Origin of the sequence: Photobacterium sanguinicancri, assembly GCF_002265265.1 — a bacterium.
Lineage (GTDB): Bacteria > Pseudomonadota > Gammaproteobacteria > Enterobacterales > Vibrionaceae > Photobacterium > Photobacterium sanguinicancri.
In genome coordinates this window covers 1-15430 of sequence record NZ_NOIF01000122.1, presented here as the reverse complement: position 1 = coordinate 15430, position 15430 = coordinate 1, and the positions used below count along the sequence as shown (strand labels likewise).

The following is a 15430-nucleotide window of genomic DNA, read 5'->3' as shown; positions in this document are numbered from 1 at the left end:
ATAAAATAACAACACAAAAAACTGCAAAAATGAAAAAATCCGCCCACCAACAGTTACTTGTATTATAAAACACTGCTTTTTTAGTTAAGTTAGTGTTTTATCGACAACCTCACTGTCCATTCATGTTGAGTTCAGTTTATTTTCGTGACCAAAATCTCATTTAGATTCAAAGTTGTTCAATTTATTTGCCCCCGCTCACATTCAGATGTTCGTGTTATAATCAATGCCCTTGTCATTTAACACGTTGCAGTTATGTTACACAGCCAAATAAAAAGCGATATCAAGCAATGCTATGAGAACCTTGGAAACCAGCTTGATAACTTCCGACCAAGGCGTGCTCAAAACTACCTAGTTGCAGAAATAGCCAAAACGCTGGCGGGTGAATACCATAAAAAGAACAGAATGTTGGTCGCTGAAGCTGGGACAGGTATCGGTAAATCACTGGCTTATCTGATTGCGGGTATCCCTTTTGCGCTGTTTAACAATAAAAAATTGCTCATTTCAACCGCGACAGTCGCATTGCAAGAGCAACTTATTGATAAAGATCTACCCTTGTTTAACCGCATCTATCCTAAAGAATTCAGCTTTATTCTTGCCAAAGGGCGTCAACGCTATTGTTGTGGCCATAAATTAGCGGCGTCATGCGATGGAACTAGCGATGATCAAATGAGTTTTTGGCAAGAAAAACCTAAAAAGTCTGATTTAGAACTTTTGACTCGCATGAAAAAAGCCTATGAATCAGGGAAGTGGGATGGTGACCGTGACGGCTGGCCAAAACAGATACCTGACCGTGTATGGCAACAAATTGTGGCTGATAAACACAGCTGCCACGCAGGTTTGCCTAAACATCGCCAATGCCCTTTTGCTAAAGCACGCGAACATTTAGATAAAGCCGATGTGATTATTGCAAACCATGCGCTCTTAATGGCTGATATTGAGCTAGGTGGTGGCATTATTCTGCCTGAACCGGAGCAAACCATTTATGTAATAGATGAAGCCCATCACTTACCACAAGTGGCACGTGACTTTTCATCTGCCGCTGCAAGCTTAAAAGGCGCGACTAATTGGTTAGAAAAGCTCAATCAATCTGTCGGGAAACTCGCTGAGCTAGCTGACTACAGTAAAGCAGGTCGCTTCCAGTCATCCTTACAAGAAAATATTCAGCATCTAATTCCAACCTTGCGCCAAATAGCAGCAAATATCGATCCGAGCCATTTTAGCAAAGATGGGATCTATCGCTTTGAACACGGTGAGCTTCCTGCTTGGTTACAAGAAGAAGCAAAAGGCTGTAAAGATGCCAGTAAGAAGGCACTACAAGCGTTAGGCAAATTACATGACTTAATTTCTGAGCGATTAAAAGATAATGAAATTGCAGCACGTCAAGGTGAACCCGCTTTAGCTGAGTCTGGCTTTTACCTGCAACGTCTAGAAAATCTTGAAAAGGTATGGGCGCTAATGGCGCAGCCTTGTAATAAGAAAGGTGCCCCTCTTGCACGGTGGATTGAAAAAAGCGGTGATCGTGAAGATGATTATATTATCGAGGTTTCACCACTCGAAGTGGGTTACCGCTTAGACCAACTATTATGGAGTCGTGCCGCGGGGTCTATTTTAGTTTCAGCAACCTTGCGCGCACTTAACCAGTTTACCTATTTTTGTCGCCAAGCCGGTATTTCTGAATCAGATGGTGTGAAATTTCTAGCCCTTGCATCTCCGTTTGATTATCAAAACAATGCGCGTTTAGTGATCCCTGCATTACCTTTAGAACCACAAGCTGATAAATTCACCGAGCTATTGATTGAAACCTTACCTGAATATTTGGAAGGAGAAACCGCGAGCTTGGTGTTGTTTTCTTCTTATTGGCAGATGAATAAAGTCGCGGAAAGCTTGCAAACTATCGCCAAGAAAAACAAATGGCAATTACTCGTTCAAGGTGATGAAGCGCGACACACCATTCTAAAAAAACATAAAGAAAATTGTAAAAATCAGGTTACGAGCATTTTATTTGGTACAGGTAGCTTCTCTGAAGGGCTTGATTTACCAGGTGATTTACTTAAAAACTTGATTATCACTAAAATTCCGTTTGCCGTGCCGACTTCACCGGTTGAAGAAGCACACGCGGAATACATCGAAAGCCGAGGTGGGAACCCGTTCTTACAGATTTCTGTACCAGAAGCGAGTAAAAAGCTGATTCAATCTGCTGGGCGTTTACTGCGAAAAGAAGAAGATTCTGGTAGAGTAGTTTTGCTCGACCGACGCGTAATTTCACGCCGTTATGGCAAAGCATTATTAGATTCATTACCACCGTTTAAGCGGATTATCGAACATAAATAAATAGAATTGCCATAATGATAGAAATGATTGAACCGACCACGCTCATAATACTTGGGCTTGTGGCATTTTTAGCTGGATTTATCGATGCCGTTGCAGGCGGCGGCGGTATGCTTACCGTTCCTGCACTTTTGTCTTTAGGGCTTCCGCCCCATATTGCCCTTGGCACCAATAAATTAGCGGCGACATTCGCCTCTTCAACGGCGGCATGGACCTATTATCGCAAACAACTCTTTTCACCGCACTTCTGGCAGTTATCGTTTATCGCCACCTTGGTTGGTGCTATCGGCGGAACTCTAATCGTCGACATAATCAGTACTGAATGGCTAGAAAAAGCCCTTCCGTTAATCATTTTAGCTGCCGCCGGTTATACCATTTGGCACCCTCAGCCTAAAGGAGAGCAGCGTCAACTGCCCACTGACGATCCGAAACTAAAGAAAAAGCAATGGTTACAAGGTGGGATCTTAGGGTTTTATGATGGCGTCGCAGGCCCCGGTACTGGTGCATTTTGGACCGTTTCCAGTATGGCATTATACCGGTTAGATATTCTGCTTGCTTCTGGCCTAGCCAAAGCCATGAATTTCACCAGTAATATTACCTCTCTTATTACCTTTGCCATTTTAGGGCATATTAATGTCGCGCTAGGCTTAACAATGGGCGTATGTTTAATGATGGGGGCCTATATAGGCGCACATTCAGCAATACGTTTTGGGGCGAAGTTTATCCGTCCTGTCTTTGTGACGGTTGTTGTTATTCTTGCTGGTAAGCTGGCTTGGCAGGCTTGGTTCTAATATATAAATCAGATCACAACGAAGGTTTAGAGCAGTCAGTATGTTTGATGTAACCAGATTAAAAGCACACGTTGATCAATTATTAAAAGACGCCGCTGCGGTTGATCGCCAGCGTGGTGAAGCATTTCGCCCTTTATTTGATGAGCAACTCTTTCAAAGTCGCAGTAAATTACTGACACCATGCGTTGAAGAAATTAGTCAGGAAATAAAATCACTGCAACGAGAACAGCAATCAGGCCGATTATTAGCCTCTCGAACTGCACATATCTGCGATAAAATCGTCGCGCAGATACAAGCGATTCAACGTGAACTCGCCACACAAACCATCAGAAAAAACGAACCTAAGCAAAACAACACTAAACAGCGCCCAATCCATGAATTGTACCAAGACTTGGCTAAACACCAAGAATGGGAACGCCGTTTAGTCGGTATGAGCCGTGATAAAGCCATGATGCTCAATCGATGTCAAAGCCTTGCAGAACAACAGATATTACAAAAAGAAATATTGGCGCTTGATGGGCGAGTACAGCGCTGCCAATCTGCCGTTGCTCAAATTGAAAAGCAGATTACGTTCAGAGAGCGTCAGGGCTAGACATGCTACCTCTTGTTTATCACACCATCTACTCTCAACTGGATTTACCACCAGAGCACCGCTACCCGATCAGCAAATACCGCCGTTTATATGATCATGTCTTAAATACTTTTCATATCGACGATTTACAACGATTAGCTTTTTTCCAGCCACAGCCACTTTCAATCAATACGGTAAAATCTGTTCACCATTCAGATTATGTTGACGCATTAATCAATAACACCTTGCCTGCCGCAAAAATGCGCCGAATCGGTTTTCCGTGGAGTGAGCAGTTAATACAGCGAACACTGACATCGGCAGGAGGAACTTGTCGAACAGTAGAACTTGCCCACCAGCACGGCTTGGCCATTCATTTAAGTGGCGGCTACCATCATGCTCACCATGAGTTCGGTAGTGGTTTTTGTCTGATTAACGATCTCGCATTAGCGGCACACCAAGCGCTGCGTTTAGATAATGTAGATAAAGTGATGATCATTGATTGCGATGTACATCACGGTGATGGCACAGCCACGCTTTGTGCTGATAACGATAATGTTGTTACTTTTTCTGTGCATTGTGATAAAAATTTCCCCGCAAGAAAACCAGTCTCAACCATAGATCTTGCATTGCCACGCCACACTACCACCCAAGAATACCTGAGGGTCTTCCAGCCAATATTGCAGTTAGCACTCGCACAGCATCAACCCGACTTAGTTATTTATGATGCTGGTGTCGACATCCACACTGATGATGAACTTGGTTACTTTGATGTATGCAAAGACGGTATTTATCAACGTGATCTCTTAGTATTATCACATTGTAAGCAACACGCGATCCCCGTTGCAGCTGTAGTCGGTGGTGGCTACCGTGCCGATCACCAACAATTAGTTGTATTACATAGCCAACTAATAAAAGCCGCTCTGACGCTTATTTAAATATTCTTATTGAGATAATCATGACCGAAAAAAAATCACCGCTAGATAATGCACCAGAAGATATAAAGCTTGCTGTCGATCTTATTTACTTGCTAGAGAGTAATGACATAGATCCTAAAATAGCATTATCTGCACTTGCTATTGTAAAAAATGATTTAGAATCAAAAGTTAATAACCAGTAAATGGCTGCAGTTCGAATAACTAAAAGTAATAAAAAAATAATTACTCATGCTATTTGAATAGAATGGGATCTCCTTTACGTATTTTTAAGTAAAAATTACCCATTTACACTAGCTTGACATTGAACTACATTTGAAGCATTACTCTTCAGCATGCATTCTCGTTCTATAATTTTGTTGAAGGAGATATCAAATTAAGGATAAATAATGCTTCAATGCTTAAAATGTTCATTACCCGCTTTACTTGTAATCGCACCACTCACCTACGCAAATAGTCCGCCAAGTGAGCCTAATGAGATAACACGAACGGTCAACAGCGATATCGTTGAAGCTGGTGACATGTTACAAATACTACTTCCTGCAGCAGGGTTATTTGCTGCTTGGATGTACGATGATGCTGAAGGGGCGAAACAACTGGTCTATGCAACGGCTTCCACCCAAGCGATAGTCCAAGGAATGAAATATACTGTTGGTCGAAAACGCCCAAATGACAGTAACTGGCACTCTTTTCCATCGGGTCACACATCTGCTGCCTTTTCTGGTGCTGCTTTTTTGCAATCGCGCTACGGTGCAGCTTGGGGGATCCCTGCCTACGCTGGAGCCACTTTTGTGGGCTTAAGTCGAATCCACGGTAACCGACACTACGCTGGTGACGTCGTCGCTGGTGCTGGTATCGCATTTTTAGTAAACCAATATTTTGTCTCACCGTACCGCACGGAAGGTGTTTATTTTAGTGCTCAACCAACACAAGATGGTATTGCTGTTGGCGTAACCCTAACCGACACAGCATTCGAAGGTAAAAGTCGAGATCGCGCAAACTATCAATTATCATCGATTGATTATAAAAATCGTATAGAGTTAGGTATTGGGGTTAATCTCGCAGATAGCTCTGGACAGTTTGGGGCTACCGAATTTCTCTCGAATTCCGAGCTAATTGATGAATACCAGCCATTTTCATACATTAATTACCAACGCAAGCTTGCCAATAACAACAGCTTTGAATTTGAATTTATTCCAAGTGAAACTCGCAGGCGTGGTAACGCAAGCCAACCGTTTACGGTGGATGGTGTTACCTATGAACCAGGAGATGGTCAGCTATTTACCGCTTTTCGCCATTGGACTTTGGGCTCTTCCGCGTACAAAGGCTACAACATTAATGACAAATTCGACGTCAACTTTGGTCTAGGTCTATACGTACACTGGATCTCCGTTGATGTGGATAAAAATGAAGGTGGAAAATATTCAACCGCCGACTCATGGCGTGTTCTCCCCAATTTAGCAGTAAAAACCCAGTATAAGTTCACAGATGAAATTTCAGTCTTAGCCAAAGCACAATATCAGTTCTGGGAAGGTGATGCTTACGCGGTTGCTGAAGCTGGTCTTCAGTATCAAATTAACCCTGCATGGGATGCGGGCCTCAAATATTCCTATACTAATACCGACCTCGACAATTCAACATTTAAAGCAAACTACGATAGTCAATCTATTGTGCTAACTTTTGCTAATCGCTTCTAAGTTAGATTTGCTACTACAAATATTGATAAACAACGCTCTCCAAATGAGCGTTGTTTTATACTAAGCATAATAAATCTATCCAATATCACTATATCATTTCCTACCAATGATAGCCGTAAGTGAATAGATTGAACCATAGCGACCTTTCGACTTTAATGAACAATCACCAACTATCCAATATGAGTCAAAGATGAAAGACAAAATTATACAGATCGAACGCCAATCGTTAACAGTCGGACTATGTGCCAATCTATTTATGGCTTTTTCAGGCTGGGCAACCTTTTACCTTTCAGGATCTGAAGCCTTACTATTAGATGGTAATTTCTCGTTTATTTTATTTCTCTCTTCCATTGCAGCGTTAAAAATTTCCGCGATTAAAGCTAATCGTTCTAACACTTTTCCTTTTGGTTTATTTGTATCAGAAGCCCTTTACTCTTTACTCAAAGGCTTATTAATTGGCGGCGTATTGCTGACAGCATTAACAGGAAATGCCTCCAAAATAGCTAAGTATATTCAAGGTGAAGAACTGTCGATGCTAAAGACAGGCCCAATCTTAATTTATTCCATTGCTATGGTTGTGATCTGCTTTAGCCTATCGCTTTTTTATCACCAGCAAAATAAACGTACCGGTAACAGCAGCAGTATGCTTGAAACCGACAAAGCATCCTCATTAGTCGATGGTTTTATGTCTGCGGGTACAGGCGCTGCACTGGTACTTATTGGTTACATTAATCCAGCAAGCAGTTTTGATTTTTTACTGTATATTGGCGATGCCATTATGGTTCTTTTCTTAGCGATAATAATGGCCAAACAACCGATAAATATCGTGAGAGAAGCCTTCATTGAACTGGCGGGGGGGCGACTACAGAATATCGATGCCTACGAGGACATCGAAAGCATTATCACCCAACAGTTATCGCAACAAGAAACTATGGCACATAATGTTTTCATCAGTAAAACAGGGAGCAGTTATTTAGTCGTTTTAAGCTTTACGACCGAAGAGATAGACAGAAAAGGCATTACGATATTTGCTCATATTAAACAATCACTGTCGACACAGCTGACCGCGAAATACCCACATATTGATGTCGAGTTAGTCTTAAGCTGATGCCGTCCATTCATTACATCGTCATAACCCAATGACATAAAAAAGTCGCCAATCTGGCGACTTTTCGTTTCTTGAATCAAGCAAACAGCTTACGATGCTTTCGGCAGTATCGTGGCTTCAATGGTGTAACTTTGCTTACCCATGAATTGCTTAACCTGCTGATTTAACAACTCTGTCGTGACTTGATCTATGTAGGGTTGCGGATCTTTCACTGCATCCACACTATAACCATGCAGTAAATAGCGCCCCATAAAGCGTACCGTTTCAGCTCCATTTTTAGCCATCGGTTTTAACGCTACCGCCAACTGTTTTGCTGCAGTGTCTCGCTCTTGTAATGTAATGCCATCTTGCTGAATACCTTTTAACAGCTCAGCCACCGCTTGCTTCGATTTAGCTAAATCCTTTTGATCTAAGTTCATACTGACAATAACAGTACTGTGTAAACCACTATCTGGGATCTCAGTGATTACTTCAGGTGCATAGCTTAAACTGTATTTACCTCTAAGCAGTTGATGCGCACGCTGATTAACAATACGAGACAACATATCTTGTGCCATCACATCTACCGCCGTCATCGGTGATTGCGTCTGGATCGGGTTAGTCATTATCATCAAATAACTCACAGACTTTTCATTCGATACCGGTAACTCCAACACTTGTGACGTTGTATTTAACTCAACTTGTGGCAACAATTCTTGCTTATTTTCCGCAAGGGGAATATTCGCAACATACTGACGTAGCAGTGGGGTGATATCTTCTGGTTGAAAATCCCCAGCTATCACCAAGCGATTGTGGTGTTGCTGTTGAAACAAACGTTGATAAACCTGTTGAACATCATCGCTTGTTATTTCAGTGAAAGTGCTACTTGGCCAGATTTTATAAAAAGTACCACGTACAACTTGGCTATCATTCACCTTTGTCAGTACCTGCCCAAATGGCGAGGTTTCAAATTCAGCTCTACCTTCAACATATTGCTTTTTAACCTGCTTTAACTGCACAGGGTCAACTTTACCTTCCGTTAATACATGATGAAGTGCCGACATCGCAAACGGCAGATCATCGTACTGAGTCGCAATGGATAACCCATTATCAAAATCGCTAAGATAAGGGGTCAGCAAGGTATTATTTGCAGCGAACACTTTTTCAATGGCTGCCACATCCAAGCCAGCAAAACCACTCCGATATAATGTGTCAAACGCTAACTCACTGGCTGGATACAATGCAGGATCCAATTGTGCTCTGCCTCCTTTTGCTGCCCAGTTCATGTACGCATTTTTTTTAATGTCAGGCATTTGCTTAAGCCAAACTTCAACACCGTTACCCAATTGCCATTGCCAAGTGGTGTCATCTACTTGCTGCTGTGAAACGATCTCTCCTTTTTGCGCTGGCGACGAAAATACAGCTACGGTTTTCGCCATCATCAAGGCTAGGCCCGGTTTAGCAAGTAATTGCGTCACACTCTGGACATCTTGCGCTAACTGCTGGGTTTGACCTTTATTGGCATAAGCGATGAAGTAATACGGTGCCAGTTGTTCTAGTTGCTGTTTTAAGCTCTGATTAACTCGGCCTTGATCCATCTCTGCCACGAAACGCTCGAGTACCGCTTTATGTTCAGCTTCAGACATCAAAACACGAGGTTCGAATAAGCTCGCAAACATGGCCTCAGTGATCACCCAAGAATCCGTTGCCTGCCAATTCATTGCATGACTTTTCAAATTCGATTTATAACTGGCTAGCGCAGCTGCGAGTTCGACCTCACCGACACCGTAATCACGTAAACTCGCCAACTCTTTGGCAAAAAATGCTTGAACCTCAGCACGATGCCCTTCTTTAAAACCCACCGCTAACGTAGCCAATTGCTGCCCTTCGAAAGTACTATCATAAGCTTCGATGTAGCTTGTATTAGCTGCCAACGCGATACTGCGATCCATTAGCCGTGCTTGGATAAGACTATTTAACAGGCCAACCTCTAAATAACGATATTGGTCACCATAAGTTAACCGCTTAGATTCCCCCAATGGCTGCAATAAAATCAGTGCAGAGTCACCACCTTGCGGCGCAACTAATGCTTGCTGCTTTTGCGTTGGTAACACTAACGGCTCAATATTAGCGAGCGGTTGCGACTTAGCCTGCCATGAAGCAAAGTGTTGGGCTATTTGAGTCTCAATTACCGTTTTATCGAAATCGCCTACCACCACCAATTCAGTATTTGCTGGGAAATACCAACGCTGATAATACTCACGCAAACCAGCAGGCGTTACCGATTGAATACTTTCCTTGGTACCGAGTATTTCATGATAAGCAGGAGAGTCTGCACGCAAATGCTCATCCATCTGACTATAAATATTGCGCTCTTGCGGTAGACGAAGGCGATACTCCCCCATTACCGCACCTCTTTCAGCCTCAACCTTTTCAGGTTTTAGTAGCATGCCATCAGCCACATCCCTAAACCAAGTAAACGCGGTGGTCACCTCAGTTGAATCAGGCAGCGTTAATTGATACCAAGTCTTATTATAAGAAGTGTAAGCATTCAAATCAGCGCCAGCACTTAGCCCTAAACGTTCGAAGAATTGCCACACATCTTGTTGAGCAAAGTTTTTAGAGCCTTTGAACGCCATATGTTCAAGAAAATGGGCATATCCCTGTTGTTGCGCCGTTTCTTGAGCGCTACCTGCACGAACAATAAATCGTAACTCGACGGGTTCATCATCCTTCTGATAAAGGTGATACTTCATACCATTCTCTAACGTCCCATGTTGCCAATCGGGATCTGGGGTTATTTTTGTTGCATGCCACTGGTTATCTTGCTGGCATCCGACGAGGAAAATCGTGCCTATCAGCAGAAAACTATATGCTCTAAACCATTGTTTCATATATGCCCCTTATCTATTTCCTCGACAATACAACACTACTCATATAATTGAGATAAATAGATCATATAGAAGCATTAATTTGCGATATCGTAGTCAAATATCGCTTTTGCAACGCAGACTTAACACCCTTAGATAAACGCTATATGCACGTTTATCTAAGGGCGTTATTAACAGGCATAAAAAAAGACTCCGCAGAGTCTTTTATATTTACGCTAATCAAATAGATGATTAGCGTTACACATTATTTTCATTTAGAAACTAAGGGATTTACGACCCGTAGTTTGATCAAAAGAAGGCTTTTCTGCTTCTTTTTTCACTGATTTTTTAGGTGCTTTTTTAGCTGCGCTTTTTGCAGGCTTAGCTTTAGCGCTGAGTTTTTTATCCGCTTTGCCACTTTCAGCCGACGACTTTTTAGCTGTCGCTTTTTTCTTACCCACAGGTGCCGCAGCCTTAACGTCTTTCACCACTTTTTCTGTTGGTTCTGTCACTGGTTGGTTACAGACCACAACGTAGTACTCTTGGTTAAACTCAATGACGTCACCATCGTAAAGTTTACGGCGCTTACGTTGCTCCAATTCACCATTAACACCAACATAACCTTCAGATATGGCAAACTTCGCTTCACCACCACCGCTCACAACGTTGGCAATTTTAAGCACTTTATACAACTCAATCGGCTGAGCAGAAACTTCAACTTCTAGCGCTTCTACTTCATATTCTTCATGTTCAGACATAAATTTGGCTCTGGGTTATTATTCTGATGCTAGTGTTTTAACAATAGTCCGCGATAAATCGTCTCGCTATACCGACACTAGGCTTAATACGTTGCAGTTTACCCGAGAAGCCAATGTGGCGCGAATGCTAATATTTTTAGCGCACAAAAAAAGCCATCAAAATGATGGCTTTTGTATGTTTACTCTTACGGGGTAACCTACGGGCGTAAAATTACTTTCACGCTACCATCAACTTCACTTTCGTCGATATAACCAATCGCATTAGCGGTATTAGCAACTGTATTTTTCACAATCGCACTAGAACTCACCGCTTTTGGTGGCTGACCTTTGCCCGTGAACACTTTTTTAGCCCAGTAAGCTTGAAGCTGAGCTTCCGTTTTACCGGTAACTTTAGCGTGGAATTCACTCTTCAGTGGCTGACCATCGTCAAGATCAATCGCATCAATGTTCAGTGATTTCGCTTTACCTAAGTACACTTTCTTGATTGTCGATGCATCAAGATCTGCTGCTGCAGGGTTTGCAATAACCACAACTGCAGCCTGTGCAAAGCTTGAAGCAGCAAGGCAAAGTGCTAAAACTGTTTTTTTCAACATGACTTTCTCCTTAGAAAACTACATCAAGTTTTACGGTATATACCATAGTGTCATCAATGGACTTATCTTTCGCTGCACCCGCTAAACCGCCGTTGGTATCACCAAAATTAGTCACATAAGTCATATCTGCTTTTAGTGCCATATTGGTGTAAACATCCCAACGCGCACCGACACTGTAGCTGGTACGCTGCATATCAAGCACTGCTTGCTGTAGTTGCGTTGAACCCGCTAAATAAGCGGCTGCTGGATCTTTCGGATTTTTCATCAAGTTAGCAACGGCTTGCGCTGAAGCTTTCTTACGAGCATCGTTATCTTTGGTTTTCAGATGTGAAACAGTGAAGTACGGTGTTACCGATTCAATACGATAGCCCGCTGTCACGTATGCAGCATCAGCATCAGGGTAAAAACCTTGCGTTTCAGTACGTGTTACTTCTGACATTACAAATAGGTTTTCACCATCAAAGCGAGCACCAATACCGTAAAACTTAGCAGGATCATCGTTGAACGTTGTTGCCGCTAACGGCTTGCCACCTAGCGTCCAATTATCTTGTGAGCTCACTTTCGCCTGAGCATAGCTTGAACGTAGCGTCACGGTATCGTTAGTCCACGACACTACACCACCGTAAATTTGATCGAATGTAGTCTGTGCGCGGAATTTAGTTTTATCTGAGCTTAAGTTATGAGAACCCGCAAAGCCTTGAAGTTGAATGCTGCTATCGTCTAGTTCGATATCGTAAAGCATGTCGGCACCGGTGAACGACGTAGCTACCACGTTGCCATACACTTCATTAGGAACGCGCACACCTAACTGGGCGTAACCCACTTCTAAGTAATCCGATAACATGAATAACGGTAGACGCAACTTACCCGCACGACCTTTTAGGTTAGGCGTAAATTCATGGCTAATAAATGCCCACTCAATTTGTGGTTTCCAGTTTTCAAGCTCTGTACCACGGCTAACCAACTGAACTGTTGCTTGGGTTGAATCGTTTACCGTAAATACGGTTTGCAAACCAAACAGGGAACCTTCATCTAGGTTCAGCTTATCCGTTGCACCAACATAACCCGCCTTATTATTCGCAACTTGAAGATTCAATGATGCAAAGCCATCAAATTGAAAACGATCAGCGACGCTTGATTGTTGTTGCTCGGTTAATACTGAAACTTGGTTTTCTAGTTCACTAATACGCGCATCTGTAGTACTCGTTGCATTAGCTTGGCCAGAAAGCGCGCATAAGGCTGCTAGTGGCAACAGGCGAAAAGCCTTTATTGTCATCATGAAACTCCGGTTTATTTTTATAGTGTGTCACTGCTTGTGTAACTGCTTTTTGTCACGGCCTTAATCACAAAGCCCCATCGAAAGGGCTCTGTAAAAAAGCGTGTTATTTATCGTTTATTGCATGTTGCTAAACTTTAAACTGCGCCGTCGAATGGCTTAGTTGCTCGACCACACCCACCAGCTGCTCACTGGCTATGCCGAGTCGGTCTGAAGAGGAAGAAACTTGTTCTGCGCTACGGTTAAACTCTTGTAGCTGTTCTTGGATGATAAGAGAGGTTTGGTGCTGCTCTTCCGTTGCGGAAGCAATTTGATCGTTTACAACTGTGATACCGGCCACTTTATCCGTAATGGACCGCAAACTTTCACCCGCAGTCGCTGCGCTACTCACACCGTCTTCAGTCTGGCGTAACCCTTGGTGCATGGCTTCAACCGCTGATTTAGAGGCAACTTGCAGCTCTCCCAGTACCACTTGAATTTCTTCTGTCGATTGCTGAGTACGAGCCGCGAGTGTTCGCACTTCATCGGCAACAACCGCAAAACCGCGCCCTTGTTCACCAGCGCGTGCTGCCTCAATTGCGGCATTCAGTGCTAATAAGTTGGTTTGATCAGCAATGCCTTTAATCGTAGATAAAATAGCATCGACATTAGTCGTGTCTTGCTCAAGTTTATCGATAACTGTGGCTATTTTACGAACATCGTCCGAAAGAACATTAATAACATTGACGGTCTGTTGCACAACCGTGAAACCATCTTCAGCTTTGGTATTTGCATCGTTAGCTTGTTCCGACGCCTGACTTGCATAGTCCGCCACATGGCTCACAGTTTGTAGCATTTCACCAACAGATAGCGTCACTTGCTGAATATTTGACTGCTGCTCAGCAGTAAAACGAGATGTATCTTGACGGCTTTCAGATAACTGACCCGTTATCGCCTCTAGCTGATGAATGCTTGAAATGGTATCTGAAATAGTGGCATGTAATTTACTGATAAACTGATTCACGTTATTAACAAGCTCGGCCACTTCATCCTTGCCGTCATAATGAATACGAACAGTGAGATCACCTTCACCATTAGCGATCTCATTCATTCTTGCCGTCACAATCGCAATAGATTGACTAATTGAGCGTAGAATAGCAAAACCGAAGCTCAGCAAAAAAGCCACGACAATCAAGCCAGAAATCACAGAATTAACACCTGCTTGTTCAGCGCTTTCACGCGCATTACCGATCAAGCTAACGACTTGTTCTCGCACATAATCTTGTAGCGTTTTTAATTCTTTTTCTAAGCTTTCTTGAGTCTGGCGATTTTGTTCTGCTTTGCGAGAGATAACAGCAACAGATTCATTCATATTAATAAAATCGAGAGCTAGCTGATTACCTGCCTCGAAATAACTCGCCATCAATGTTTCGACATGTGCTAATTCATTACTCTTTTGTGGTAACAGTTTTTTTATTTCAGCTAAATCTTTATTTAACAGCTGGTAAAGTAACGCGGCTTCGCTAAGTGCATCTTCTTCTCCCGTTACGACAGCTGTTTCAAATTGTTGTGTTAGCCGTGGAAGCGTACCGTCTAAGCGAACGACAACTTCCATCGCTGGGTAATATTGCTGATCCAATGACACTAAATGAAGATTATTTGTACGATGAACATTTGCGTTCATCAAAATAATGACGGCAATACCACTAGAAACAAAAGCCATTAACAACCAAAATTGATGACGAATCGTTAGGTAACGAGATAAATTCATAATATATTCTTGTGCTTAATGGTTCGCTTGATAAGCGCCATGAAAGAAATAAAAAAGTCAAAGCAGTGTCGTTAAAATGTTATAGCTTCTAACTAAATACGCCGTAACTAAGGACGAGTACGGATAGTCACGTGATGATAGCCACCAGTGCCATAAAGTATGATTATATTTAAATAGCATAGTTTTATTAACTCAAACCATTAAACAAACCAGCCCATTTGTACAGGAATACGCTTTACCCCACCATTGCGCACGTATATAAGGATGACGCTTTTCATCGGCAGCATAAGTAAAACAAATAAAAACAACAAGATCAGCAACTTACCAAAAAACCCATAAAGCACCATCTCATCAAAAAAGATAAATTAATATAAAGCCATGGCAAATAAAAATTAGCAAACAGCTTGAGGCAATACACTTTCATAGACATTTTGCAAAAAAGACATGTCTGTATTTTGCTCATTGCATATATGATCTGAAATAAATGGATATGTAGATAGAGATATCACAAGCATATAATAATACCCTTCATTATATGGGCTACATTCCGTAATACTGCTCAACAAGGACATTAGCTTTTTCTTATGAGGTATCAATAGTTTATTGGCAAGCCGATTCTTCGCTTCCGTATTATCTAATGACAGTAGTTCACGATGAATAATGATAGGAATAAGTGAATTAATCCGCCAAACTTCAATATAACTATTCACAATCAGTGACAATGTAAGCTGTCACTTAAACACATCTGACGCTGCCGACGAATAGCCTTGTGTAGAT

Annotated in this window: 12 protein-coding genes; 7 read left to right on the top strand and 5 right to left on the bottom strand. The window is 42.3% G+C overall.

The window, feature by feature from the left end; genetic code table 11:
- Positions 1-252: 252 nt before the first annotated feature.
- The 7 genes from dinG to ASV53_RS16465 all read left to right on the top strand — a co-directional run bounded on the left by dinG (position 253) and on the right by ASV53_RS16465 (position 7427).
- Positions 253-2331 (top strand): ATP-dependent DNA helicase DinG, encoded by a 2079-nt coding sequence (dinG, locus tag ASV53_RS16495; RefSeq protein WP_094957889.1) that lies wholly within the window; start codon positions 253-255, stop codon positions 2329-2331.
- Between the two features lie 14 nt (positions 2332-2345).
- Entirely contained in the window at positions 2346-3119 is a 774-nt protein-coding gene (locus tag ASV53_RS16490; RefSeq protein ID WP_189337895.1) for a sulfite exporter TauE/SafE family protein, read from the top strand.
- Positions 3120-3159: 40 nt separating this feature from the next.
- Positions 3160-3711, top strand: coding sequence for a primosomal replication protein (locus ASV53_RS16485; protein WP_094957888.1), 552 nt, complete (start codon positions 3160-3162; stop codon positions 3709-3711).
- 2 nt (positions 3712-3713) lie between these two features.
- The gene (locus ASV53_RS16480; RefSeq protein ID WP_094957887.1) at positions 3714-4625 is read left to right on the top strand and encodes a histone deacetylase family protein; all 912 of its coding nucleotides are present in this window, start codon (positions 3714-3716) and stop codon (positions 4623-4625) included.
- Between the two features lie 20 nt (positions 4626-4645).
- Positions 4646-4807: a pleiotropic regulatory protein RsmS gene (gene rsmS, locus ASV53_RS16475; RefSeq protein WP_094957886.1), complete on the top strand. Its 162-nt coding sequence runs from the start codon at positions 4646-4648 to the stop codon at positions 4805-4807.
- A 204-nt stretch (positions 4808-5011) separates the two neighbouring features.
- The gene (locus ASV53_RS16470; protein ID WP_094957885.1) at positions 5012-6319 is read left to right on the top strand and encodes a phosphatase PAP2 family protein; all 1308 of its coding nucleotides are present in this window, start codon (positions 5012-5014) and stop codon (positions 6317-6319) included.
- Positions 6320-6509: 190 nt separating this feature from the next.
- Entirely contained in the window at positions 6510-7427 is a 918-nt protein-coding gene (locus tag ASV53_RS16465; protein ID WP_094957884.1) for a cation transporter, read from the top strand.
- An 89-nt stretch (positions 7428-7516) separates the two neighbouring features.
- Here ASV53_RS16465 and ASV53_RS16460 read toward each other — a convergent pair whose 3' ends face one another.
- The 5 genes from ASV53_RS16460 to ASV53_RS16440 form a co-directional block, all read right to left on the bottom strand.
- Positions 7517-10300, bottom strand: coding sequence for a M16 family metallopeptidase (locus ASV53_RS16460; RefSeq protein WP_094957883.1), 2784 nt, complete (start codon positions 10298-10300; stop codon positions 7517-7519).
- Between the two features lie 251 nt (positions 10301-10551).
- A complete protein-coding gene (locus tag ASV53_RS16455) occupies positions 10552-11034 on the bottom strand; it encodes an RNA-binding S4 domain-containing protein (RefSeq protein ID WP_094957882.1) in 483 nt (160 codons plus the stop codon).
- A 197-nt stretch (positions 11035-11231) separates the two neighbouring features.
- Positions 11232-11627, bottom strand: a complete 396-nt coding sequence (locus ASV53_RS16450; protein WP_094957881.1) for a type 2 periplasmic-binding domain-containing protein — start codon at positions 11625-11627, stop codon at positions 11232-11234.
- A gap of 10 nt (positions 11628-11637) precedes the next feature.
- On the bottom strand, positions 11638-12906 hold the full coding sequence (locus ASV53_RS16445) for a hypothetical protein (protein WP_239928823.1): 1269 nt from the start codon (positions 12904-12906) through the stop codon (positions 11638-11640).
- Positions 12907-13033: 127 nt separating this feature from the next.
- The gene (locus ASV53_RS16440) at positions 13034-14653 is read right to left on the bottom strand and encodes a methyl-accepting chemotaxis protein (protein WP_094957879.1); all 1620 of its coding nucleotides are present in this window, start codon (positions 14651-14653) and stop codon (positions 13034-13036) included.
- Between the last annotated feature and the right edge of the window lie 777 nt (positions 14654-15430).

What these genes read in the sequence shown, in the direction of transcription:
- dinG (WP_094957889.1), top strand. Translation starts at nt 253, where the DNA reads ATGTTACACAGCCAAATAAAAAGCGATATCAAGCAATGCTATGAGAAC.
- ASV53_RS16490 (WP_189337895.1), top strand. Translation starts at nt 2,346, where the DNA reads ATGATAGAAATGATTGAACCGACCACGCTCATAATACTTGGGCTTGTG.
- ASV53_RS16485 (WP_094957888.1), top strand. Translation starts at nt 3,160, where the DNA reads ATGTTTGATGTAACCAGATTAAAAGCACACGTTGATCAATTATTAAAA.
- ASV53_RS16480 (WP_094957887.1), top strand. Translation starts at nt 3,714, where the DNA reads ATGCTACCTCTTGTTTATCACACCATCTACTCTCAACTGGATTTACCA.
- rsmS (WP_094957886.1), top strand. Translation starts at nt 4,646, where the DNA reads ATGACCGAAAAAAAATCACCGCTAGATAATGCACCAGAAGATATAAAG.
- ASV53_RS16470 (WP_094957885.1), top strand. Translation starts at nt 5,012, where the DNA reads ATGCTTCAATGCTTAAAATGTTCATTACCCGCTTTACTTGTAATCGCA.
- ASV53_RS16465 (WP_094957884.1), top strand. Translation starts at nt 6,510, where the DNA reads ATGAAAGACAAAATTATACAGATCGAACGCCAATCGTTAACAGTCGGA.
- ASV53_RS16460 (WP_094957883.1), bottom strand. Translation starts at nt 10,300, where the DNA reads ATGAAACAATGGTTTAGAGCATATAGTTTTCTGCTGATAGGCACGATT.
- ASV53_RS16455 (WP_094957882.1), bottom strand. Translation starts at nt 11,034, where the DNA reads ATGTCTGAACATGAAGAATATGAAGTAGAAGCGCTAGAAGTTGAAGTT.
- ASV53_RS16450 (WP_094957881.1), bottom strand. Translation starts at nt 11,627, where the DNA reads ATGTTGAAAAAAACAGTTTTAGCACTTTGCCTTGCTGCTTCAAGCTTT.
- ASV53_RS16445 (WP_239928823.1), bottom strand. Translation starts at nt 12,906, where the DNA reads ATGATGACAATAAAGGCTTTTCGCCTGTTGCCACTAGCAGCCTTATGC.
- ASV53_RS16440 (WP_094957879.1), bottom strand. Translation starts at nt 14,653, where the DNA reads ATGAATTTATCTCGTTACCTAACGATTCGTCATCAATTTTGGTTGTTA.